We start from the raw sequence: 24,349 nt of genomic DNA, 5'->3' as shown, positions 1-24,349 counted from the left end.
CATCCAACCCGTATCAGATGAATTCAACTGCGGTTGAAGCTATCAGTATAGTGTCAATTCTGTCACAAGTTTCATATGAGCTTTGGTGAGGTGGGTGCTGGTATTTACTTCTCATCAGGGGAAAAGAATAACTACCATAGGATCAGTACCTAAATCAACATAACACTGTGAGACTACTAGCACGGCTACACGCGCGCGCTGATGCCGCATACGACAACACGTATCACCACAAGCTCCGAGGTCGGATCTGGCGAGCGTTGCAGGACACGGAGTACGAACAGTACCATGACGAAAACCGCCCACCCGGATTCAATTACAGTAACCCCTTCCCGCCGGGAGATATGCAGGAAGGAGACGAGCGAACTCTGCTGATTTCGGCCCCCCAAGAGCAACTACTGGCCGATGTTGCGGAAAACCTGACTGCCAATCGCGAGCTCAATATCGGCCAGATGCCGTTCCACATTGACGATCTCACGTCACTGTCACCGGATGTCGGTGAACCAGGGAGCAGCGGGACGATTGAGACTGGTACTGGACTCCTCGTACGAATCCCGCCATGGCGTTGTGACGACTATGGGATTGAGAACCCCGGCGAAGAGGCGGTGTATTGGCAGCCAGAACATACAATCGAGCCACTGCGAGAGCAGCTCGAAGCGAATCTCGACCAGAAACACGATCTGTTCAGCCCAGAATACCTTCCGGACCCAAGCGACACTGAGGGCGACCTCTTCGAGGGTTACGAGCTACTGAAGACGTTCGCTGTCCCGCTTCAGGTAACCGTAGACCAGGAGCTAACCTTCGTGCTCTCGAAGTGGCAGTTCAACTACACCGTCAGAGACGACGACCATCGACGCCACCTCAACCTCGCACTGGACTGCGGGCTTGGGGAACGAAACGCGCTAGGGCTGGGCTTCTGTAATCTGGTCGAGAAACGCGACCCGTACGGCGAACCCGCAACGGAGGTCCACGGATGAGTCTGCTCCCCGAGCCGTCGACGTTCGAGAAGCGTTACAGCGACGACGAGAAGCTAGCGGGCGAGCTGCCTGATCGACCGATCACCTCGCTCCGCGATCTCCAGTACGTCTACGGGCGTCTATACACGCTCGCAACCGCTGGAGGTGGCGAGTACGCAGCCTACCTGACGCCGGAGAAATCGACCGACCTGTTCGACGAGCCCGAGAGCCTACTCTATCTCCGCGTCGATCTGAGTGGGGACAAGCCCCGCCTCGACCCCGACCAACCGATTGGTGTCGAGAGCTACGGTGAAGAAAAAGTCGAGGCAGTCGCCCACTCATGGTATAACGCCGCAAAAGGGTTCGACCACAGTGTCACCCACCGAACGGGCAAGAACAAAGAGCCCGAAAAGGTCGCTGAGTACCTCCACGAACGGCTCACCGCGTGGGCGGCCGACGACGTGATCCAAGAGGCTGCCGCTGATCACGAAGACGGATGGATCGTCGACGCGCTCGCCGAGCTCGGCGAGAGTGAGAGACTTAGAGAACGCATCGAGACAGCCGTCGACGAACAGCTCGACGGCAAGACGACGGCGCTCACGACCGTCGCAGTCAAATCCGAGCCTGACGGCGAGTATCTCCTCCCGGGTGAGGCGAGTACCGTGTTCAACGAAGCAATGCGAGCGCGCAAGCGATCGAAGCTCGTCTCGAAGGGAGAGGCCACGGACTCCATCGGCGAGGCAACCGATCTCGTGACCGGCAATCGAGGCCCGACTGTCGGGACAGCGGAGGATCCGCTGAACTACTTCCTCGGCAAGCAGCTCGAGAAGTTCCCCGGGTTCGATCCAGACGAGGCGTGGCGGACACACCCAGTCTCGGAAGACGTTGCAGTGACGCTGATGAACGCGAGTACGTTCGTCGACGCCTGCGACTACTACACGATGGGAGCGAACGTTTACTACCTCCCGTACTTCTTCGGGCGGCTCGGTCCGGCAGACGCGAGGGACCTCTACGGACTCCTCTACGACCTGGTACACGCCGGAGAGATGAGTCCGCTGGAGAGCGCCTATCGAAGCTATCAGGACATCCCGCGACTGCAGGAAATGGGAGACCGTTTCCGGTTCTACGTCGCCGCAGTGATGGAACACCAGACGAAGCGCTTCGACGTGTTCGGCGACAGCATGGACGGGACGCTATTCTCGCCCGTCGAGCTCACTAGAGCCCACCAGCGAGTGCTCCAGTCGTGGCTGTACGACGCGGAAGGTGACGCCGACTACCCCAATCCGGGGCTTCGAGCCGCGTTCCCGACACCGGACAACTGGGACATCTTCGTTCCGGAGGAGTCGGCATTGCTGAGCATCCTCGCAACCGGCTGGTACTTCGAACAGACGTTCGCGCCGGCCGATGACGACGACGCCAGCGCCGACGACTACCGGATCCGTGCGCTCGTGGCTGTGCTCTCGGGTGAACCGCTCGATGTCGAGACGGTGCTCACAGAGTACGTGGAACGCCTGCTCGAGGACGAGGGCGAGGAGTTCCCGAGCTTCCGTGTCTCCGCACAGTACGCACAGCTCTGTGCGCTCGCCGAAGCGGGGCTTCTCACCGGACGCGACGCGTACGAGCCGGTCGCAGAGCCGCGGCAGTTGACACACAACCATACAGACGATATGCAACAGGATACACCAGCCCGGGCTGACGGCGGGAACGTCGCCGCGGCTCGGGAGATGAAGCTCGAACAGTTCCTTGAACAGACGCCGGCGCTCGCGGAGGACCAGCCGGAACGACGTGGCAGTTTCCTCCTCGGCGCACTGGTTGGTCAAGTAACCGGCTACCAGCAAGTCAGTGAGGGCCGCTCGACGACCCTAATCGACCAGTACCCGATCAAGGCTGTCACAGAGTCGAAGCTGAAGCGCCTTGCCAGCGACGTGCTCGACAAGAACATCGTCTACTCCCGGGAGAACAATATGGCGGGGACGATGTACAGCGAGGTTGTCGATCGGCTGGTGACGACGCTCCCCCAGATCGATATCGACGGCGACTGGGAACTCGACACGACGGACCTTCGATTCTACTACTCGCTCGGGGTTGCCTACGGGATGAACAACTGGGCGAGCAGCGACGACGAACAGGCCGATGGCCAGCCCGCAGCCGAGGAGGAAGAAGCATGACCGACGACACATACGCTGACGACAGCTACGACCCGGTAACGAACCGATCCGAGATCGTCTTCTGCTACGACGCCGTCGACGCCAACCCGAACGGGAACCCCCTGAGCGGGGCGAACCGGCCGCGAATCGATCCCGAGACCCAGCAGGCGATCGTGACCGACGTCCGGCTAAAGCGCTACCTCCGCGACCAGCTAGACGACGACGGCCACGGCGTCTACGTGCGGAACGTCAAAAACGAGGCGGGCAAGCAGTCCTCGCGTGAAGACCTGCTTGCCGACCGGATGCGCGAACTGGATCCCGACGACTGGGATCTCGACAATCTGGACGACGACGAGGCAGCCGAACTCCGCGAGGAAGTATTCGGCACATTCCTTGACGCCAGTGCCGACGTGCGCTACTTCGGTGCGACGATGAGCGTCGATATGAAGAGAAATTACGAGGGGTTCGAGGACTACCTTCCGGACCACTTTACCGGGCCGGTCCAGTTCTCGCCCGCGAAGACGCTTCACCCTGTAACCGAGAACGAGGAGTACAACAGTCTCACGAGCGTTATCGCGACCGGTGAGGGGAAAGATCAGGGTGGGTTCGACCTTGACGACCACCGTATTCAGTACGGCTTTATCGCGTTTCACGGATTGGTCGACGAGAATGGTGCCGCCGACACGAAACTCTCTGAGGCGGACGTCGAGCGTCTCGACACCCTCCCGTGGCGCGCGATCAAGAATCAGACCATCAGCCGGAGCAAGGTCGGCCAAGAGCCACGACTCTACCTCCGTGTGGAGTACGAGGACGAGAGCTTCCACCTCGGTGGGCTCACCCGTGACCTCGACATCGACGAAGAGCACTCGGCCCCCGTGGACGAACTCCGAAACGTCCGAGAGTTCACGCTCGATGGGACTGAGCTCGTCTCCCGACTGGGCCGCCACGCCGACCGTATCGCCCGTGTGCGTGTCGTCGCCAGCGACGTGCTCGACGTGACTGTCGGCGATGAGGTCTACACTGCGGGCGATGAGCCCAACGAACACGGCTTCTACGACGCGCTCCGCGAGGCTGTCGGCGACGCGGTCGAGGTCGTCGACGTCTACGATGAGGCTGCCGCGACGATGCCCGAGTGATGACCGAAGAGTCACTTGAGAGCTGGACCGACGAGGGCGACGGGCTCCCGGAGACGTGTCTCTCGTTCGAACTCCGTGGGGAGTGGGGGCACTTCCGACGGGTCGAGGGGAACATCGTCAAACAGACGTATCGGATCATTCCCCGGACGACCGTCGCCGGCCTCGTCGCCGCGATTCTCGGCCTGGGACGAGACAGCTACTACGAGGCGTTCGGCCCGGATGTGTCGGCTGTCGCGGTGGAGCCGATCGACGAGCTCCGAACGATAAATATGCCGATGAACACGCTCTCGACGGCCAAAGAGCACATGACGACGATGCCCAGCCGCGGACATGCACGAATCTCGATGCCGGACCCGTCAGAGCTCCGCCAGCAACACAACTACGAGGTGCTGGTCGAACCAGCCTACCGTGTCGATCTTCAGCTCGCGAACGACGATCTCCGAGGCCGACTGCAGGACCGACTCCGCGATGGGACGTCCTACTACCCGCCAAGTCTCGGCCTCTCGGAGCATCTTGCAGAGGTCACGTATCTCGGCGAGTTCGAGGTAACGCCACACGAGCGCGAGACTACCGATGTCGATTCGGCGGTGCTCGAAGCCGTCGATAGTGTCGAACTCACCCCTGAAACGGCGGTCAAAGTCGAACGCTCACCGGCGTTCATGGCGGCCGACGAAGGTGGTCGGACGGCGACGGCGTTCCAGTCGATTGCGTACGCAACTGGAGCAGAATCACTCCGTGTACAGGACGTCCAGACCCACGAGGTCGACGGTCGACGGGTGATGTTCTCGTGAGCCGCGAGGGGGCGTAGTCATGGTCGATTTCACCGTCCGACCGTCACATATCGGACCGGACGGGGAACGGATCCCACTCGAAGAACATCTCGACGACGTCCGCGAGCGGGTCGGATGGCTCGTCCCCGACGACGCCGAGACGCCGGAGGGGAACTCGCTCTCCGAGTTGGCGGAGGTGGTGACACGAGTCCACGATTTCGGAAAGCTGACCGCGTGGTTCCGCGAGCATCTCCTCTCGGACGACGCACAGCCAGCTGGACCGAAACACCACGCCCCGATATCGGCGCTACTCGCCCACTACGCGTTGGAGGCACGCGGGTTCGACGGCGCCGATCAGCTCGTCGGCTTTCTGGCCGTCGCGAGACACCACGGACGCCTCCCCGATACCGCCGACTACGTACACCGAGCGAGCGTCGAGCAGTCCGGACGGATCCAGACACTCTACCGGTCCGACGCGCTCGAACAGGCAGCACACATCGACGAGACGGTTCCTGAACTCGCCGAGGAACTCGTGGACCGAGCGACGGGTGGTGCTGGAGACTGGGAAACGTTCCACGAACGGCTCGCCGATTCCGATGCGGCTATCGAGCTCTCGTGGGTCGCGGAAGCCGTCTGTAGCGGCCGGCGACTTCGCCCCGCACCGGAGAAACTTCCTCCCGGCTTTTACGAGTCAGTACTACAGGTCTGGAGTGCGCTCGTCTTCGCCGACAAGGCGAGCGCGACGCACCTATCGACCGGAATCGAAATCGGCCGGGAGGCCTACCGGTCGCCGACCCCTGGGCGGCTAGAAATCGACGCGTACATCGACGAACTCCAGACTGAGAACGCTGAGGCAGAGCTGGACCCGCCCACGGAACGGATGAACGAGCGGCGCGAGGACGCTCGACAGGAGGTTCACGCTCGCGCCAAAGAGTTCGTCGATGACGATCGGAACGTCGCGACGCTGACGCTCCCGACAGGCATGGGGAAGACACTCACGGGGCTGGACGCCGCCCTAACAGTGCTCGAGGGGAGTGAGATGGCGTCAAACCCGAACGAGGGGCGCCTTGTCTATGCACTTCCGTACACGTCTATTATCGATCAGGTGGCTGAACAGAGCCGTGAGCTGTTCGGGGCCGGTGAGAGAGGCGAACAGCTCACCGTCGACCACCACCTTGCGGATACCCTCGTCTCGCCGCCGGATGAGCCCGAATCAGTCGCTGACGACGCCGTCGAGAACGTCGCCGCCCTCCTCGGCGAGAGCTGGCGGTCGGGGATGGTCGTGACGACGTTCGTCCAGATGTTCGAGAGTCTGGCCGGGCCGACAAACGCCCGCTCGATGAAGCTCCCTTCGCTGTACGGGAGCGTGGTGGTTCTCGACGAACCGCAGGCGCTGCCGCTTGAGTGGTGGCCACTTGTGGACCGGCTGGTCAAGCTGTTGACCGAAGAGTACGGTGCGTCGGTAATCGCCATGACAGCCACCCAGCCCGAACTCCTGTCTGCGGGCGACAGAGAGCCGTTCTCCCTTGTCGCGGATCCTGACCCGTACTACGACGAGCTGGACCGGCTCGACTTCGTGCTTCACCCGTCCGCGACCGCAATCCTTCCCGGGCAGGACAGTGAAGAGAGCGACACGATCGACGACGGCGCGGAGTCAGCAGCACTCTCCTACGACCGAGCCGGCGACCTGGTCGCGACCCGGGCCGAGGACGGCGATTCGGTGTTGGCGATCTGCAACACGATCGACAGCGCGCGTGAGCTCGCCAAGTCAGTTGCCGACCGAGCAACACCAGTGGACGTCAATGAGGTGTACGACGAACTGCTTGACGTCGCGGATGAATCGACTGAATCGATACCGGCCGAGCGAACACGTACCGAGGCGACCCGTCGACGACGCTCGGGACAACCGCTGTTGGTCCACCTCACGACACGCCACCGGCCGTGTGACCGACGCCACCTCATCGACGTGGCGTCCGACCTCACCGAGGCGGGTGAACCAGTGTTGTTCGTCTCCACCCAGCTGGTCGAGGCGGGCGTCGATGTGAGCTTCGACGAGGTCATCCGTGATTTCGCGCCGATGGACAGTCTCGTGCAGGCTGCGGGTCGGTGTAACCGGTCATACGACCGCAACCGTGGGCGCGTGACGATCTGGCAGCTCGCACCGCCGCCGAACCGTGAGACCACGCCTGCAAGCGCGGTCTACGGTCGAGGAGAAAGCCTCACCAAATTGACTGGCCAAGCGCTGGCAACGGTCTACGACGGTGGCCCGATGCCCGAGCCAGACGTTACTCGAGGCGCCGTCGAACACTACTTCGACCTGCTCGATGGGCGTGACGTCGGTGCCGACGAGTACGTGGAGTACCTTGAGCGGGCAGAAGCTGAACAGCTCGGGCGACTCTCACTTATCGACGAGCGGCCCGCCGTCGACGTGATCGTGACGAGAACGGCCGATGAGCGCGAGACCGTCGAAGAGATCCGGCGAGCGTTCAGCGAGTACCGGTGGGACGACCTGGACGACCTCGTCGAGTCGACCGCGGACTGGCAGGTCTCCGTTCCCGTCTACCCCGGCGACGACGACACGATGGAGAAGCTCGCTGCATGCGAGCCGCTGTTCCCCGACACCGACCGGCTGGTGCTCGACGGGCGCCCGGGACGGCATGACGGCTACTTCGACGCCACCGATGGCGTCGTCATCCCTGACACGAGCGTGGAGGCACGTCTACTGTGAGCGATCCCGTCTCTCGGCTGGTGGCCACGGCACAAGGCGACGCTGTCGACAACCCGTTTCGCGTCACTGGCGTGATGGTGCAGTACTACTATGTCTGTGAACGCGAGCTCTGGTTCGAGAGCCGGAACGTCGAAATCGACCGGGAGAACGCAAGCGTTGCCCGAGGGACCCGCGTCGATGAGTCCTCCTACGGCGAACGTTCACAAGAGAACCTTCGACTCGGGATGATCGCTCTCGACCTACTTGAAGACGGTCGGGTGGTGGAGGTAAAACCCTCATCGACGTTGACAGAGCCAGCACGAATGCAGCTCTCGTACTACCTCTGGTACCTCGACCGGGTATTAGGCGTCGAACGTGAGGGCGTGTTGGCACACCCGACTGAGCGTCGACGTGAGGACGTTTCCCTCGACGACGACCGATGCGACAAAGTTGAGTCGGCAATACGAGGGATTCACGCGGTCGTGACCGCGGACAGCCCGCCGGAAGCCACTGAGAAACCGTACTGCGAGTCGTGTGCCTATCACGACTTCTGTTGGGTCTGACCATGGACAAAAACTACCACATCTTTTCGGACGGCCGCATCGAACGGAGCGAGGATACAGTTCGGCTAGAGACCGATGACGGCGAGAAAAAACATATCCCCGTCGAACACGCTGAGGCGATCTATCTGCACGGACAGATCGACTACAACACGCGGCTGATGTCGTTTCTCAACGACCACGGCGTTGCTGTCCATGTCTTCGGATGGAACGATCGCTATGCAGGGTCACTGATGCCCGAACGCGGCCAGACGAGCGGTCGAACTGTCGTCAAGCAGGTCCGGGCGTACGACGATCCCGAGCAACGGCAGTCTCTCGCTGCCTCGTTCGTCCGTGGGAGTATCCACAACATGCGGACGAACGTCACGTACTACAACAGTCGGGAGTACGAGCTTGAGGGCGTAATCGACGAATTGGACAACGCGGCTGCGCGTATCGATGACGCTGGCGATATCTCCGAGCTCATGGGTGTGGAAGCAACGGCCCGGAGAGCGTACTACCAGACGTTCAAGGCGGTTCTTCCCGACTCGTTCGCGTTCGACGGCCGAGAGTACAACCCACCACCGAATCCGGTGAACGCGCTCATTTCGTTCGGGAACAGTATGGTGTACGCAAACTGTGTCTCCGCAATCCGTGCTACCGCACTTGACCCGACCATCAGCTATCTCCACGAGCCGGGAGAACGGCGCTACTCCCTTTCGCTGGATATCGCCGACCTGTTCAAACCAGTGTTAACGGATCGGCTGCTGTTCAGACTGGTCAACCGTAAGCAGATCAACCGGGACGATTTCCGAGACGAGGTTGGCTCCTGTCTACTTAACGAGGAAGGACGAACGACGTTTCTGAAGGAGTTTGAAGAGACACTCGAGCGAACAGTCGAGCACCCGACGCTGAACCGGAAGGTGAGCTATCAGTATCTGCTTCGCTTGGAGGCATACAAGCTCAAAAAGCACTTGTTAACCGGCGAATCCTATGATTCGTTCAAGCGATGGTGGTAGATGTACGTCATCGTCGTCTACGACATGGAGGCTGATAGGACCCACCTGATGCTAAAGCTCTGTCGCCGCTATCTTATTCACGTCCAGAACTCAGTACTGGAAGGGGAAATTTCGGAGGGAGATCTAGCGACACTGAAAGGGGAGATTGAAGATATCCTTCAGGAGGGAGAATCAGTCATGGTCTACGAACTCTCTTCGGACCGGCTATTGAACCGTACCGTGTACGGGGATGATCCGGCCGAAGATAGTCGGTTCCTCTAGCTGATGTCGACCCCCCAGGGGGTTCGGGGGGATTGAGGGTCGACGGAAATGATGAAGTGTATACCGCTGGTAGAAGTGATATGGTGAGCAAAATCGCCATGGTTTCAGACGTACCCTTGTGGGGTTGAAGCGCCGACTCACCCAACTGGCGTGTTGTCACGGTTGGTTTCAGACGTACCCTTGTGGGGTTGAAGCACTCGGTTCGTCGGCACCCACTTGATGCAGTCATTAGTTTCAGACGTACCCTTGTGGGGTTGAAGCCTCTCCTACGGGAACCGAAGCGGCCTCCAGGGTGGTTTCAGACGTACCCTTGTGGGGTTGAAGCCAGAGCTCCGTTAGACTCTGGGGATCATCCGGCTCCTCGTTTCAGACGTACCCTTGTGGGGTTGAAGCCTCACTCGGTCGTCCCTGCGGTCCTCCCGACCTGCGGTTTCAGACGTACCCTTGTGGGGTTGAAGCCACTGGTCGGGCGTCGTCGGCTACCCGAGCATGCGCGTTTCAGACGTACCCTTGTGGGGTTGAAGCGATAATCTCGTCAGCATCGTCCGGGAGGCGGACGAGGTTTCAGACGTACCCTTGTGGGGTTGAAGCCTCCTCCAGCTCGTCGAGCGTCGCCGTCTTGAGTGTGTTTCAGACGTACCCTTGTGGGGTTGAAGCCCGTACATCGGGAGCAAGACGTACCTCGCACCGTGGTTTCAGACGTACCCTTGTGGGGTTGAAGCGAGAGCGCGATCCGCTCCTTGACGGTGTAGCCGTGTTTCAGACGTACCCTTGTGGGGTTGAAGCGGCTTTCTCGACCTTCTTCCGGTGCTCCGGCATCGGTTTCAGACGTACCCTTGTGGGGTTGAAGCACGAACTGCGCGAGCGCATCAAGGACGGACGCATCGGGTTTCAGACGTACCCTTGTGGGGTTGAAGCGACGACGTCGAGAGCGAGGACGTCGCGGAGGACGTCGTTTCAGACGTACCCTTGTGGGGTTGAAGCCTCTTGCTACGCGGTCTTTTGTGGCGGTAGTTTGATAGTTTCAGACGTACCCTTGTGGGGTTGAAGCATAGGCTACGGACCTCGGCGTCCGCCGTCTTCGTTCGTTTCAGACGTACCCTTGTGGGGTTGAAGCTCGGAGAGCCGCCACTCGAAGTGGAACCGCTGACGTTTCAGACGTACCCTTGTGGGGTTGAAGCTCCGTCACGGCCGTCACAGTCGCGTTGAGGCCGGGGTTTCAGACGTACCCTTGTGGGGTTGAAGCCGGGTTGCAGTCAGGTTGTGGAGTGACGCCTCGGTGTTTCAGACGTACCCTTGTGGGGTTGAAGCAGGAACCCGGCAGGGATGATCATGTGGGGGCTGGCGGTGTTTCAGACGTACCCTTGTGGGGTTGAAGCGATCCGGGGCGCGCGAAGAAGCTCTACGCCGGGTGGTTTCAGACGTACCCTTGTGGGGTTGAAGCGACGAAATCGGCGCTGGGGCGGACTCACGGCGTGCAGTTTCAGACGTACCCTTGTGGGGTTGAAGCTTGGTCGGGAGTCTGGCCGCGACGGGCTGGCTACCGCGTTTCAGACGTACCCTTGTGGGGTTGAAGCGTGTATCTCGTTGGTGATGGTGGGTCGGCGGAGGTGGTTTCAGACGTACCCTTGTGGGGTTGAAGCCTCGCGTTCTTGGCGGCTCTCGCGCAGGTTTAGGCGTTTCAGACGTACCCTTGTGGGGTTGAAGCGACCGCGTCGAGCGCGAGGGGACGTGGCTCTCGAACGTTTCAGACGTACCCTTGTGGGGTTGAAGCAACTTCGAGGAGGATTACGTAGACCAGTGGGGGGTTTCAGACGTACCCTTGTGGGGTTGAAGCCTGCTCGACGTCCTCGTCGAGCGCGTCGAGCGCGTCGTTTCAGACGTACCCTTGTGGGGTTGAAGCTGCTAGCTCTCCCCGTCCCCCTCCTCGGCGCCGAGGTTTCAGACGTACCCTTGTGGGGTTGAAGCGATAAGTACGTATCTGACCAAGAGGTATCGAATCAGTTTCAGACGTACCCTTGTGGGGTTGAAGCAGAACGGACGCGTAGCTGCACGTGCCGCCCGACGTGGTTTCAGACGTACCCTTGTGGGGTTGAAGCTGTCAGTCATGGAGAATCACCCGAGCCACGAAGCGGGTTTCAGACGTACCCTTGTGGGGTTGAAGCGGTCGTGGGACGTCGACGGCGAGACCTGGCACGTCGGTTTCAGACGTACCCTTGTGGGGTTGAAGCGTCGACGGCCGCCAGGCACGCCTCAACGAGCGACGGTTTCAGACGTACCCTTGTGGGGTTGAAGCAACTCGCCCGCCGCGCGCTTCTCGACGAGCGCCGGGTTTCAGACGTACCCTTGTGGGGTTGAAGCTTGCGGTGTGAGTGGTTTGGGACGTCTTGGGTCGAGTTTCAGACGTACCCTTGTGGGGTTGAAGCTCGACGGCTCCGAGCTGCAGGCCGACGGCTGTCGTCGGTTTCAGACGTACCCTTGTGGGGTTGAAGCCAGAGCTCCGTTAGACTCTGGGGATCATCCGGCTGTTTCAGACGTACCCTTGTGGGGTTGAAGCTCCGTCACGGCCGTCACAGTCGCGTTGAGGCCGGGTTTCAGACGTACCCTTGTGGGGTTGAAGCTCACCGATCCTGTGATTGTTATTCGATAGGTCCAGTTTCAGACGTACCCTTGTGGGGTTGAAGCTCCGTGCTCGTTGCGCGCCGTGAGTCCGCCCCAGCGCGTTTCAGACGTACCCTTGTGGGGTTGAAGCGTCGACGTCAATCTCTCGTTAACGCGCGTCGGCGAGTTTCAGACGTACCCTTGTGGGGTTGAAGCCTGCGAGGCTTGCTGCTCAGCCTCCTCAACTTGCCGGTTTCAGACGTACCCTTGTGGGGTTGAAGCTGAACAAGCCGAAGGGCAGTGCCCTCCTCTTGGACGGTTTCAGACGTACCCTTGTGGGGTTGAAGCCTTGAGAATCCACGCGGTCGACTCCGATGGGTGCTCGTTTCAGACGTACCCTTGTGGGGTTGAAGCACGTTGATCACTCGCTGACAACGGACTACCAGTCGGTTTCAGACGTACCCTTGTGGGGTTGAAGCTCATGATTACCCGCGAGGCTGAAGTACGTACACGGCGTTTCAGACGTACCCTTGTGGGGTTGAAGCGCGGCGTCGCGTCCGAAACACCCTCAAGACTCAGTTTCAGACGTACCCTTGTGGGGTTGAAGCGCGGCTACAACGCCGTTGCGTCCGTGAGTGAAGTTCGTTTCAGACGTACCCTTGTGGGGTTGAAGCCACGAGTTGGGGTATGGGGTGATGCGTGCGCCCGCGTTTCAGACGTACCCTTGTGGGGTTGAAGCCGTCGTTTATCAACTCGACTGAGAGCGGGGCGATTGATGCGTTTCAGACGTACCCTTGTGGGGTTGAAGCGTCGGGGTCGCGCTCAGCTACTCGGGGCGCATCTGGTTTCAGACGTACCCTTGTGGGGTTGAAGCTCTATCTCTGTCACAACAATATTTACACAACCTATAGTTTCAGACGTACCCTTGTGGGGTTGAAGCGTCCACGGCAACGACTTCGCGCCCTTGAAGGCCGTGTTTCAGACGTACCCTTGTGGGGTTGAAGCGCCGCGTCGAGCTCCGAGTCCGGAATGAATGGGGAGTGTTTCAGACGTACCCTTGTGGGGTTGAAGCACCACAATGTACGATCACATCGTTAGCTTCCGCGAGAGTTTCAGACGTACCCTTGTGGGGTTGAAGCAGCGCCGTCGTCCGCGAGAATCTCGATGACGCGGAGTTTCAGACGTACCCTTGTGGGGTTGAAGCTCCTCGCGGAGTGACGCCGAGGATGCCGCCGAGACGGTTTCAGACGTACCCTTGTGGGGTTGAAGCGTGGAAGAGGCGTAGGGGCACGCCGAGAAGGATGCCGTTTCAGACGTACCCTTGTGGGGTTGAAGCTTCGAGGTCAGCGACCCAGCGGTCGTAGTCGCGGCGTTTCAGACGTACCCTTGTGGGGTTGAAGCCCCGTACTGCCGCCGAGCAGGTCGAGAATCGGGAACGGTTTCAGACGTACCCTTGTGGGGTTGAAGCACGAAATGGATATGCGGAACCTCACCACGGCTCTCGGTTTCAGACGTACCCTTGTGGGGTTGAAGCGGAACTCGTCAACGTCTCCCCCGACTGCATCGTGAAGTTTCAGACGTACCCTTGTGGGGTTGAAGCCACTTCAAGGACGTCCGCGCCCTGCTGCTCGGTTTGTTTCAGACGTACCCTTGTGGGGTTGAAGCGCGCTCACTCCGCTCGATGAACGACCCCCACTCAGGGTTTCAGACGTACCCTTGTGGGGTTGAAGCGTAGACCTCCATCTCCTCCGTGTAGTCATCCGCGAGGTTTCAGACGTACCCTTGTGGGGTTGAAGCGACGCGGTCGGCGGCGATAGTCGTCAAGAAGTAGGCGTTTCAGACGTACCCTTGTGGGGTTGAAGCAAGTCGGTGACCCCGTCACGACCCACACAACGATGTGTTTCAGACGTACCCTTGTGGGGTTGAAGCGGGGCCAACGGGGTCAAGTGTGCGTGCATCCACCTCGTTTCAGACGTACCCTTGTGGGGTTGAAGCGGACGTGTCCCGTGGCTCGGGCGGGCAAGGTCCGACGGTTTCAGACGTACCCTTGTGGGGTTGAAGCCTGACGAATACGATAGAATCTAATACAGCCCACCTGTTTCAGACGTACCCTTGTGGGGTTGAAGCGCAAAGCCATGCGGTATGCGGCCGAACGCGGCGGTTTCAGACGTACCCTTGTGGGGTTGAAGCTCTGCCTGGCCGGGACTGGTTATCTGGCTGGACGCGTTTCAGACGTACCCTTGTGGGGTTGAAGCACTCGGCGCGCTCTCGTCACTCTCACGCGACGTGTTTCAGACGTACCCTTGTGGGGTTGAAGCGAGGAGGCGGCACGACGGACGGGAGAGCGTGCGTCGTTTCAGACGTACCCTTGTGGGGTTGAAGCCTGCTCGACGAGGAGGAGTGGACGTGACCGATCACGTTTCAGACGTACCCTTGTGGGGTTGAAGCCGAGGGTGCCGGTGACACGGCGTTCAGCGACGTCGTTTCAGACGTACCCTTGTGGGGTTGAAGCGCAGACCGAGCAGAGCGAGACGTCCGCGTCGACGGTGTTTCAGACGTACCCTTGTGGGGTTGAAGCGGGACGGGCGAGTCGCCGCTGACGGTGACGTCGACGCCGTACTTGATTCGATTGTCGGCCTTCCCACAGGGCCACAAGAGAACGAGGAAATTGCGACGGAGCTTGTACCGTGGCTGTTGGCCGTCCTCTCAACTACTGGTTGAGAACCGTTCCCGAAGCGCAGCTTCCCGAGTCTCGAACTGCGCGACCTTCGCACCGAGGTCGCGCTCAACGCGTTCGATGTGGGCGAGCGCGGCGTGGCCGTCGAGGCCGGTTTGCCCATCGTCAGCCGTCTCTGCACGCACCTGCTGGCGGTACGTTTGGGTGAGTCGGTCGAGGGTGCCCGCGGGGTTGAAGAGGATGTCGTTGGCGACCCGGACGTACCGGTCGAGTGCCGCGCCCTCCTTACCGGTGTAGAAGTGGGTGAGAGCGTGGGTGGCGCCGGAGTGGAGCGTCCACATGTCGAGCTCGAAGGGGTCGTCGGCTTCGGCCCGGGCGTCACTGGCGGCGCGCTCTGCGAGGTAGTCGGGAAAGTCGAGGAGGGTGTAGAACTCGACGACGTCGAAGGGCACCTCGCGGAGGTCGAGCGTGATTGCCTGGGCATCCTGGATGAAGGCGGCGAGGTCGTCGGCGACGACCTGGAGTTGGCCGAGGAGGCGCTCCCACCAGGTCTCGAAGGACCCCACGTCCCCGACGTGCTTGACCGTGCGGCGATCCGTCAGTGCGCGTATCGAGTTCGCGCAGTACGAGTCCTGTGCGAACCCCTCGACGTAGACGGCGTGCCCACCGAAGAAGTCGTAGCCCGAGGAGAACCCGACCGCAATCGGCTCCGAACGCCCCGGGAGGGTGACGGAGAGGCCGTCGAAGAGGACGTCCATATGGACCTCGCCGCCGCCGCGGTACTGCCTGATCGCGCCGAAGACCACGTCGCCGAGCGGCCGGCCGTCGATCGTCTCCTCGGCGACGACGGCTTCGAGGGGCGTGTAGACGTCGTGGGGGTTGATGATCGCGTAGGAGTCCGTCGGGACGTGAAAGAGTGGATCGACGTCGACGCCGCGGGCGTGGGCGGCGAGGCGCTCCGGATCGACGAGCGCGCTGAAGCGCTCGGTCTCCACCCACTCCCCCGAGTAGGGGTTCTGGAACGCCACCGTCGAGGCGACCGCTCGCGGGAGACGCCGGATCGCCTCCGCGAACGAGACGACCTCATCCTCGCCGTGCTGCGCCGCGTACCACTCCGGAAGCGCCGCGTCTGCTCGGCCGTCGATCCCCGCGAACACCGTCGTCGTCGTTGCTGATTGGTCCATGATTCGTACAGGCCCATTTCTACGCGCCTGCGCCCTTCGCAGGCGCGCCGACAAATGGCGATCACGCTCGGACGATGTCGAGACGTGCTGTTGCGTGAACAGACAGCGGGACAGCGCCCACCGTGAGGGGGATGTTCGAGAGCGTCGTGACACCGCGTTTCATCTGTCCAGTGGCCTCTGGATGGGGCGCAAGTCGAGGGGACACACACCGCGTTTCATCTGTTCCGACGACGATCGCGAGGGGTCAACGAAGGCCGCGTCACCGCACTCACGCTTCGAGATCGCGACTCTCTTCGACACGACTGCGGAGCGTCGCAGTCGAGACGCCCGCCGCGTCGGCGAGGCGGGCCTGCGTCATCCGCTGCGCCGCCTTGATGCCGGCGACATACGATGGAGAACGGAGATAAGTCCTGGCAGTTCCGGTAGAACCTCGGCAGCGTGTAGCGGCCTTCCCTCGCGTCAAGCCCGGATCGACGAGATCAACGGAATCGTTTTCTCTCTGCCGTAGCGTCGGGGAAGGGGTGAAGTGTGTCGCAGGCGAAGCGCGGGTATGAGCGAATCCGAGGACTGGCCGGAGGATGTGCGGTATCCCGACGATGTTTCCCGCGAGGACGTCCTCGGCGTGTTCGAGGTCGTTGAGGGGCCGGCGGTGACGACGAGCGACGTGAAGATAGTGCTTGGCTGCTCGCAGGAGCGCGCCCGCGAGCTCCTTGAGGACCTCCGAGCGACCGGGGACGTCCGACGTCGGAAGTCCGCCGGGATGTACCTCTACTGGCGGACGAGTGACGAGGAGGTCGAACTGCCGCCGTACTACCAAGAATGAGGGCGGTCGCCGCGGCCGACACGTCCCTCCTCTATCCCGCTGGCGACCCACGGTATCTCGATGTCGACGATGACGAGATCGAGCGCGCGAACGAGATCGTCGGGAAGATCGTCCGCGGCGACCTCCCGGAGGTCCGAGTCATCACGAACATCCAGCAGGAGACCTTCGACCACATCAAGGACGACGGCGGGATACAACCGCTCCGAGACCGATTCGAGGCGTGGAAGTCCCCACGGATCGACTACCGGCATCCCTCTGAGGAAGTCGTCGAGATGGCGCGGAGTCTGATGGAGCAGTATGATCACATCGAGTTTGCCGATGGCGCACTCATCGCGTATCTGAACTCGCTTGAAACCAATCGTGTCGCGGTCTACACCTTAGAGCGGAAGATGGATGGGATTTTCCGACATATGGGGATCGAACCCGTCCACACGGCCCGCAACCCGTTCACTCCATAGGTGGCTCGACGGCCGTCAGGAAGAGCGGGTCAGCTGAAGGTGCCGTCGTCGCGCTCCTGGCGTCACCGCACTCACGCTTCGAGATCGCGAATCTCTTTGAGACGACTGCGGAGCGTCGCGGTGGAGACGTCCGCGGCGTTGGCGAGGCGGGCCTGCGTCACCCGTCGTCCAGCCTCGATGCTGGCGAGGTAGAGACAGCCGGCGGCGACGCCCGCCTGACTCCGGCCGTTCACGTAGCCGGCCTCCCGCGCTTTCTCGACGAGCTCGCGCGCTCGCTGCTGGACGTCGGCAGAGACGTCACAGGCGGCCGCGATGCGTGGGAGGAAGCCCGCGGCGTCGACGATGGGTGTCGCCAGTGCGAGTTCGGTGTTCAACACGCCGTACGTGCGACGTACCTCCCGCACCGTACAACTGGAGACGGCCGCGAGGTCCGTCGGGGAGAGGACGACGCCGTCCTGTCGACACGCGGCGTAGACGGCCGCGGCCGCCACACCCTCGATCGAGCGCCCCCGAATCAGGTTCTCGTTCTGTGCACGTCGATAGAGGGCGCACGCGGACTCGCGGACGGCACGCGAGAGGTCGACGGCGGCCACGAGACGCGCGATTTCGCCGAAGGCGTGCGCGAGGTCCCGCTCGGCTCGTGAGGCGAAGCGGCCACGGCGTTGTTGGGTGCGGAGACGCGCGATCTGACGGCGTTTGCGCGACGTGAGCGTGTTCCCGTGGGCGTCCCGCTGCCACCCGATCTCGCTGGAGAGCCCCCGGTCGTGTCGCGCCTCCGTAAGGGGTGGGCCCGTCCGCTCGATGGTCGCCTCCTCGTCGAACCCGTCGCGTCGACCCCGGTGGTCGATCCGATACTCCTCGACGACGAGGCCGCATTCGACGCACGCGGTTTCCCCGCCGTCGGTCACGGTGTCGCCCCCACACTCCGGGCAGCCTGGGTCGGTCGGTAGTGTCTGTCCGTCGTCCTCGTCAAACTGTCGCTCGTAGATACGGCTACTCATGGTCGTGTCCGGGACGGCTCTCCGGGCCGCCCCGCACCCGTCAGGGGCGGCCAAAAAATGGCGGTTGCATTCCTTTAACCAACAATTGCTGAACTCTCGCGGAGTTGTTGGTTAAGAATGGTCGTGGACGTTCTCGACGATCGCGTCACGGAGCGCCTGCTCGCACTGATCCTGCCGACTCACAAGAGATCACCCGCAGCGTACGCTTTGGTCCAGTCCTGGTGCAGGCTCTCTGCGGCGTCGAAGTCGAGGTAGGTCTCGCGGAGCACCCGACAAGGGTATTCCTCACCACGTTGTGTTTGTCCGAGTGGGCTCGTAGATATGGCGGTAGACGACGTATTGACCGTATCACGCGTCGATCGAGGAAACGATCGTCGAGCGCGACGGTGAGCAGATCTCGCTCCCCGCTGACACGGACGCCCGGGAGCAGTTCCTCAATACGTGAGACAGCCTCACTCGTGCGTAGTCGGCGGCCGCTCCAGTATCTCGAAAATTTCGCTCGCCCAGTACTCTCGGTGGCTCTCCTTGCTAGTGACATTCTCCAGGATGGCGTCCTCTTCGAGGGAGTGAGTCGCGCGATAGACAGTCGGTTCGGAGACGTTGAGCATCTCCTCGACGTCGGTCGTGGTGTGGTAGGGTTGCTCGAAGAGCCGCATCACCAGTCGCGAATCAGTCCGCTTGCTGTCGCGGTACGTCTCCGCGTAGCGCTCCTGAAGGGTGTGCAGTTCGATCGACTAGTATCAGACCCGAATGCCTAAGTTCGTGGGTCGCGGAATGTGTTGTATGATGAATTGGGAGTCTGAACAAGACATGGCCGAAGACGTACGCGAGAACCAGGAGCTCTACGCGGCGCTCGCGGACAGTTCGGACGAAGACGAGTAGCTACGTCTCATAGATTCTCTCGTCGACAGTCACCATTTCGTCGTCGAAGAATCGTTTCCACACCCCGTAGAGTTCGTCTTTCTGATAGAGCGTATCAAGTCGTATCGGTTCGATTTCGCGTCGGACTCTGTGTGACTCCTTTCGCGCCTCACGGAGACGGTCTATCGACCAAACGCCGTACGCAATATCGTTCTCTCGAAGTAGTTTGCGCAGGAGCGCGATTGCAGTCCGGTGGTTCGCGTCCGGGAAGAAGTGCTTCCCGACCACGGCGTGCATCCATCCCGCACACTGCTCATTTAGTGGGTCATCAGTCGGGAAGTCATCAAGAACGCGCTGAAGGTCGCCGTTGCGGACGTTCCAAATCTGATGCCGGAGTTCACGGAATGACTCGCGGCCCGTCTGTTCGTATTCGGTATCGCCCTTGAGGAACTCCGTGTTTCGGAACTTGAAGTTCTCCGGCTCAATGCTGGAGAGGTCCCGAATACGTGGCTTCCGGGCGGGGCCGATCACACACTATCCAATGTCAACTACGCGAAAAAGAGTTCCGACACTACACATCAAGGAATCAGTGGGTATTTGCACTCCGCAACACCCCTCCTTCATTCATACATATCCGGCGCCCGTTACAGAGTCTCACACTTTCGCTCGCCCAGTATATCTCCGTTACAATTTCACGTCTCCATTGTATACCACGTTCGCATCTCGGACCTTGCGTTAAATGTAGTAAATTGGACTATAAGTTACAGCGCTAGATGTTCCAGTCGTTTACGATCAGATGGCGGTTGCACGCGATTAACCAACAATTGCTGATCTCTCGCGGAGCTGTTGGTTAAGAATAGCCGGGGACGTTCTCGACGACGAGCACAACACCGCGCGAATATCGGACGACGGGGTTCCTTGAGGTGCCCGGAGTAGTGCGCGTCGCGCCGGCCTTTATACGCTACGGGCGATAACGGCGTGGTAGTATGCAGCACGCGTTTCGGGTCGGGCAGCAATACCGCGACACCGGGAGCTACCGCGATCCGGACGACCAGTTCCTCCGCTGGATCCGCGGCCCGCTCGATAGCGGTATCAAGAACACCGGCGGGATCCGCGACCTCGGTGCGGATCGTGCCGACGCCCCGGCGGCGCTCGTCCTCGTTTCGAACGACGGCGGGGTCTCTCAGCACGACGATCCGTGGGAGGACACGCTCGCCGTCAACGCCGGGTACGTCAGCTACTGGGGCGACGCGAAAGCCGAGAAGCCCTACGACGAGTCCGCACAGAACCGGAAGATCAAGCACGCCTTCGACGATGCTGCGGCGGGCCGGCGCGAGGACGTCCCGCCCGTCCTCGTCTTCCGGAAACCCGAGTCCGGCGTCGTCGAGTTCTGCGGGCTCTGCGTTCCCGACCACCTCAAAATCCGTGCGTATCGCGCCGACGACGGCACCCAGGTCCCGAACTACCGGTTCCACTTCTCGATCCTCAACGCGGAGGCCGTCCCCGTGACGTGGCTCCACGAGCGCGCCCGCCAGAACGACGATCGCGCGGCGCCGGACGTCTGGCAGCGCTGGGTCCAGACGGGCGACCGCGCGCAGTGGCCGACCGGCGAGTCCCTCGACGCCGACGGATGCGTCCGTCGCTACGAGACGACCGAGACCGTCGTCAGCGACGCGTTCCGCGCGTCGACGTTCGAGCGCTACGACCACGCCTGCGCCCTCACGGGGATCGGCGAGGAGCCGCTGCTCGATCTCGCGCACGTCCTCCCGCGGAGCCAGCGCCCGGACCTCGCCGAGCATCCCGAGAACGTCGTCGTCCTCAATTCGCTCCACCACCGCGCGTTCGACGCCGCGCTCTTCACCATCGACAGCGACCACCGCATCCGCACCAGCCCGGCGTTCGACCCCGCCCACCCGTTCCTCAGGGAAACGATCATCGAGCGCGAGGGCGAGCGGCTCTCGCTTCCGGCCGAGGCACGCGTTCGGGAGACGTTCCTCGACGAGCTCAACGCCGGCCTCTCGTGGCTGTGAGGCGTCAGTAGGCCGACAGCGGCACCCGAACTTATGAGCCACCGCTCGGTACGTGTCGTATGGATGAACTGACGGCGCACATTTCGTTCGCCGAGTTCGCCGACATGCCGGAGTTCTACGGGTCGGGTGCGGCTGAATACCGCCTCGCAATGGTGAAAGACCGTAGTGACTTCCTCGACCTCTTCGAGGGGGCCCGCCACGTCGACGCGGTGACGTACGCGGAGACGCCCGACCTGATGGTCCGGATGCTCACCGACTACGACATCGATTCGCTCGACGTCCTCATCGGGAACGCTGAGGACTACGCCGACCGCGTGAACGAGGTCCCGACGGCGCGCGAACTCGTCCGCCTCCGCAAAGACGACCGCCTCACGGTCCGCCTGAAGAACCAGAAGACGGTCCACTCGAAGATCTACCGGATCGTCATGCCCGACGACACCGTGAAGCTCGTACAGGGCTCCGCGAACCTCTCCCGGAACTCCTGGGAGTATCACACCAACCAGATCTCGGTCTTCACGACCGACGTCGATACGGAACTCGACCAGGAATTCGCGGCGTTCATCGATGAGTACCGGGAGGGGTACAGCGATCAGACGCTCCTCGACGGACTGGTCGAGGCCCTCGAAGACGCCGACTCACCCGAAGAGCGCGAGAACCGGATCGAGTACTGGGTCGGCGCGGGCGACCTCGACGTCAGCGACACCGCGGCGCTCAATCAGGACGCCGTCGAGGACGTCACGGAGATCGCCGACCGAATCACGGCCGTCGTCGACGACCCCGAGGAGGCGGACGAAACGGTCGCGTTCGTCGAGGAACCAGAGCACGCCGACCGCGCCGTCGTCGAACCCGACGCGGACGCCGAGGACGGTACCGACATCGAGAACGCCGCGGACGCCGGAGACGAGGAGCCCGACGTAGGGCTCGTCGAGTCGGACAACGAGACCGAGCTGACGGACACGCTCGACCGGCCTCGCGTTCGCGCGCCCGACGAGAAGGTCCGCATGGGGACGACCACGGTGGACAGAGACACCGCTGACGAGTTCGGCACGAGCCTCCGCGACCGTGGCGCGACCGTCGAGGACCACAGCATCACCGCGCCGCTCAGCGCGTACAACACCCAGGTGAAGGAGTCCACGGACATCCCGACGATGTCCGTTCTCCCGGAGGCCGAACAGATCGTCGTCGGCGACGACGACGAGATGATCCTCGTCGCCACCGACGAGCCCACGCCCGAAGTCCTGAACCACTGCCTCGACACCATCGAGTCCTACATCGAGACCGTCCGCGACCACGGCCACACGCAGTCCGAGACTGCCGTGATGGCGCAGATGTACGAGGCGTTCCTCTATGGTTTTTGGGCCCCGTTCGCCAACCAGTACGCCGAGGCGTTATCGTCGCCGTCGCGCACGCTTGACAACGTCCTCCAGCACCTCTACATCGAGGGGAAGAGCGACGCCGGGAAGGACAAACTCACCGAGTACATCCTCCGGCTCGTCTCCGACAACACCGTCGTCTCCGGCGTGGACGCCGACGACATCGGCGTCGCCGAGATTCGTGGCGTCCGCCAGTGGGACACCTCGTTCCCGTACGCGATCATCGACGCCGAGAAGCGCAAGATTCAGAACTGGAGCCCGATCCGGAACTACTGGGGCGACTGGACGCCCGCGAGCGTCGATCAGCCCTGTCTGATCTTCACGACGAACGACGCGCTCCCGAAGTCCGAGTTCCGCAACCGGATGAAGATCCTCAGCATGGACGTCTCCTTCCCCTCGAACCCCGAGGACCCCGGGTTCCACGAGGCCCAAGACGACCTCGCAGCGGTGCTCGACCGTCGAAACCCGATCTTCAGCTACGTCGCTCGACGCATGCTCACCGAGCAGCCGTGGACGGAGGGGAACGGTACCGTCGAGGACGTCCGGCGGATCGTCCGGGAGTTCTACGACGAGGCCGGCCGCGAGGAACCCAACTACTTCCCCGCCGAGGAGCCCGCGGAGAAGACGTACGACACGGGGCGGTTGAAGTGGCAGCGCGACATCGAGGGCGGCCGCGTCACGTTCGAGCGCGAACCCGGCGCGATCACGGCGGACTTCGACCGCGAGGACTACGAGGTCTACGACTACGAGAAGCGCCTCTCCAAGCGATTCATGTCTGATAAGTCCGGGACGAGCGTCTACATCGGCGCGCCCGAGGAGTTCGCCGAGTGGGTCGGGTACTCGGTCGGGGACCTCCTGAACGACCCCTCCGAAGACGCGGGGGACACCGGGACCGCCGCTCCCGACGCCTCGTCCGAGACGCCGACAGCCGACGGGGGCGACGATTCGGGCGGCCTTCTCTCCCGATTATTCGGCAGGTAGCGGTAGGTCACGGTGTGAGGGTGAGACCCGAGAAGTAGGACTCGTAGAAGGCCTGGTCGAAGGTGACGAGTTCGTCGGCGTCGACGAGGGCGTGGCCGCCGATGACGAAATCGGCGGCGACGTGCTGACGCGGTGTGAGGTCGTGCCCGCAGTCCGGGCAGGTCGCCGTTCGTTCCGTCCCGCACTCGGGGCATTGGAGTCCGTCAGGTCGGCGGGCGGTGTAGGTATCGAAGGCGTCACCGGCACGGAATATCGCCTCACGGGAGGGATCGACGACGGTGATGCTCATGTCGCTGAGGAACCTGTCGAGATCGGCGCTCGCGTCGAACTGCCCGTCCGCCGCGAGTTCACTGTACACGATTGGCGTCGTGACGAGCCGCCCGCGCTGGTAGCCGTCACGTAGCGCTTCTTCTGCCCGGTCCGCGTGAGCGTCATCGTCGTAGAGGATAGCGAGGAGCGCGTTCGTATCGACCGCGATGACCGTCACGTCTGCTCCTCCCCGTCGACGTCCCGGGGATACTCACCCCGGAGTCGCCGCATCCGTTCCGGCATCGTGTCGTCGCTCTCCGCGGCGCCGCGATACGTCTCGAACGGGTCGTTCCCGCTCTCGGTCGTGGGGGCCTCCTTCTGAATGACGTACCCGTCGTCCGTCGGTTCGAACGCGACTTCGTCGCCGGGCTCGATTCCGAGCGCGTCTCGAACCCGCTTCGGGATCGTCACTTGCCCTTTCGTGGTTACACGAGGCATTCAGTCTGGTAATACTTATGAGGTATTACTCTAAAAGGATTACGGAGGGTGGCCATTCACTCGTACGTTCCGGAGGTGAGG

General features: G+C 62.0%; 18 protein-coding genes and 1 CRISPR repeat array. Of the genes, 12 read left to right on the top strand and 6 right to left on the bottom strand.

What is annotated here, in order from left to right:
* Nucleotides 1-167 precede the first annotated feature (167 nt).
* Genes cas6 through cas2 form a run of 8 tightly spaced genes read left to right on the top strand, consistent with a single transcriptional unit; the run spans nt 168 to nt 9,532 of the window.
* The gene (cas6, locus tag IEX84_RS07985) at nt 168-974 is read left to right on the top strand and encodes a CRISPR-associated endoribonuclease Cas6 (RefSeq protein ID WP_188871643.1); all 807 of its coding nucleotides are present in this window, start codon (nt 168-170) and stop codon (nt 972-974) included.
* The gene (gene cas8b, locus IEX84_RS07980) at nt 971-3,121 is read left to right on the top strand and encodes a type I-B CRISPR-associated protein Cas8b/Csh1 (protein WP_188871640.1); all 2,151 of its coding nucleotides are present in this window, start codon (nt 971-973) and stop codon (nt 3,119-3,121) included. The genes cas6 and cas8b overlap by 4 nt, the downstream gene beginning before the upstream one ends.
* Entirely contained in the window at nt 3,118-4,236 is a 1,119-nt protein-coding gene (cas7b, locus tag IEX84_RS07975; RefSeq protein WP_188871638.1) for a type I-B CRISPR-associated protein Cas7/Csh2, read from the top strand. The genes cas8b and cas7b overlap by 4 nt, the downstream gene beginning before the upstream one ends.
* Nucleotides 4,236-5,027, top strand: a complete 792-nt coding sequence (gene cas5b / locus IEX84_RS07970) for a type I-B CRISPR-associated protein Cas5b (RefSeq protein WP_188871975.1) — start codon at nt 4,236-4,238, stop codon at nt 5,025-5,027. The genes cas7b and cas5b overlap by 1 nt, the downstream gene beginning before the upstream one ends.
* Before the next feature lie 19 nt (nt 5,028-5,046).
* The gene (locus IEX84_RS07965; RefSeq protein WP_188871636.1) at nt 5,047-7,734 is read left to right on the top strand and encodes a CRISPR-associated endonuclease Cas3''; all 2,688 of its coding nucleotides are present in this window, start codon (nt 5,047-5,049) and stop codon (nt 7,732-7,734) included.
* Nucleotides 7,731-8,276, top strand: coding sequence for a CRISPR-associated protein Cas4 (gene cas4 / locus IEX84_RS07960; protein ID WP_188871634.1), 546 nt, complete (start codon nt 7,731-7,733; stop codon nt 8,274-8,276). Before IEX84_RS07965 ends, cas4 begins: the two co-directional genes overlap by 4 nt.
* 2 nt (nt 8,277-8,278) lie before the next feature.
* Nucleotides 8,279-9,271 (top strand): type I-B CRISPR-associated endonuclease Cas1b, encoded by a 993-nt coding sequence (gene cas1b, locus IEX84_RS07955; protein WP_188871632.1) that lies wholly within the window; start codon nt 8,279-8,281, stop codon nt 9,269-9,271.
* Nucleotides 9,272-9,532 carry a CRISPR-associated endonuclease Cas2 gene (cas2, locus tag IEX84_RS07950; RefSeq protein ID WP_188871630.1) on the top strand — a complete coding sequence of 87 codons (261 nt, stop codon included), beginning with the start codon at nt 9,272-9,274 and terminating at the stop codon, nt 9,530-9,532. It begins immediately after the preceding gene.
* Between the two features lie 101 nt (nt 9,533-9,633).
* Nucleotides 9,634-14,711: a CRISPR direct-repeat array (repeat unit 30 nt; unit sequence GTTTCAGACGTACCCTTGTGGGGTTGAAGC).
* 128 nt (nt 14,712-14,839) lie between these two features.
* Here the strand turns inward: cas2 and IEX84_RS07945 are convergent.
* The gene (locus IEX84_RS07945) at nt 14,840-15,994 is read right to left on the bottom strand and encodes a hypothetical protein (RefSeq protein ID WP_188871621.1); all 1,155 of its coding nucleotides are present in this window, start codon (nt 15,992-15,994) and stop codon (nt 14,840-14,842) included.
* Between the two features lie 550 nt (nt 15,995-16,544).
* On the opposite strand from IEX84_RS07945, the gene IEX84_RS07940 reads away from it, so the two are divergent.
* Both IEX84_RS07940 and IEX84_RS07935 read left to right on the top strand, forming a co-directional pair.
* Entirely contained in the window at nt 16,545-16,817 is a 273-nt protein-coding gene (locus IEX84_RS07940) for a hypothetical protein (protein WP_188871619.1), read from the top strand.
* Nucleotides 16,814-17,275: a hypothetical protein gene (locus IEX84_RS07935; RefSeq protein WP_188871617.1), complete on the top strand. Its 462-nt coding sequence runs from the start codon at nt 16,814-16,816 to the stop codon at nt 17,273-17,275. Before IEX84_RS07940 ends, IEX84_RS07935 begins: the two co-directional genes overlap by 4 nt.
* Nucleotides 17,276-17,346: 71 nt before the next feature.
* Here the strand turns inward: IEX84_RS07935 and IEX84_RS07930 are convergent, their stop codons facing one another.
* The 3 genes from IEX84_RS07930 to IEX84_RS07920 form a co-directional block, all read right to left on the bottom strand.
* Nucleotides 17,347-18,276, bottom strand: coding sequence for a transcription initiation factor IIB (locus IEX84_RS07930; protein ID WP_188871615.1), 930 nt, complete (start codon nt 18,274-18,276; stop codon nt 17,347-17,349).
* A gap of 452 nt (nt 18,277-18,728) precedes the next feature.
* Complete coding sequence (locus IEX84_RS07925; protein ID WP_188871613.1) at nt 18,729-18,932, bottom strand: hypothetical protein; 204 nt, start codon at nt 18,930-18,932, stop codon at nt 18,729-18,731.
* A gap of 226 nt (nt 18,933-19,158) precedes the next feature.
* Nucleotides 19,159-19,668 carry a hypothetical protein gene (locus tag IEX84_RS07920; protein WP_209590243.1) on the bottom strand — a complete coding sequence of 170 codons (510 nt, stop codon included), beginning with the start codon at nt 19,666-19,668 and terminating at the stop codon, nt 19,159-19,161.
* Between the two features lie 455 nt (nt 19,669-20,123).
* On the opposite strand from IEX84_RS07920, the gene IEX84_RS07915 reads away from it, so the two are divergent.
* Both IEX84_RS07915 and IEX84_RS07910 read left to right on the top strand, forming a co-directional pair.
* Complete coding sequence (locus IEX84_RS07915; protein WP_188871603.1) at nt 20,124-21,167, top strand: HNH endonuclease; 1,044 nt, start codon at nt 20,124-20,126, stop codon at nt 21,165-21,167.
* 59 nt (nt 21,168-21,226) lie between these two features.
* A complete protein-coding gene (locus IEX84_RS07910; RefSeq protein WP_188871601.1) occupies nt 21,227-23,521 on the top strand; it encodes a phospholipase D-like domain-containing protein in 2,295 nt (764 codons plus the stop codon).
* Nucleotides 23,522-23,528: 7 nt separating this feature from the next.
* Here IEX84_RS07910 and IEX84_RS07905 read toward each other — a convergent pair whose 3' ends face one another.
* Nucleotides 23,529-24,008, bottom strand: coding sequence for a type II toxin-antitoxin system VapC family toxin (locus IEX84_RS07905; protein ID WP_188871599.1), 480 nt, complete (start codon nt 24,006-24,008; stop codon nt 23,529-23,531).
* Nucleotides 24,005-24,268: an AbrB/MazE/SpoVT family DNA-binding domain-containing protein gene (locus tag IEX84_RS07900; protein WP_188871597.1), complete on the bottom strand. Its 264-nt coding sequence runs from the start codon at nt 24,266-24,268 to the stop codon at nt 24,005-24,007. Before IEX84_RS07900 ends, IEX84_RS07905 begins: the two co-directional genes overlap by 4 nt.
* Nucleotides 24,269-24,349 lie beyond the last annotated feature (81 nt).

The organism is Halarchaeum rubridurum (assembly GCF_014647115.1).
In the GTDB taxonomy this organism is placed as follows: Archaea; Halobacteriota; Halobacteria; order Halobacteriales; family Halobacteriaceae; genus Halarchaeum; species Halarchaeum rubridurum.
This window is presented reverse-complemented; position numbering and strand designations above follow the sequence as displayed.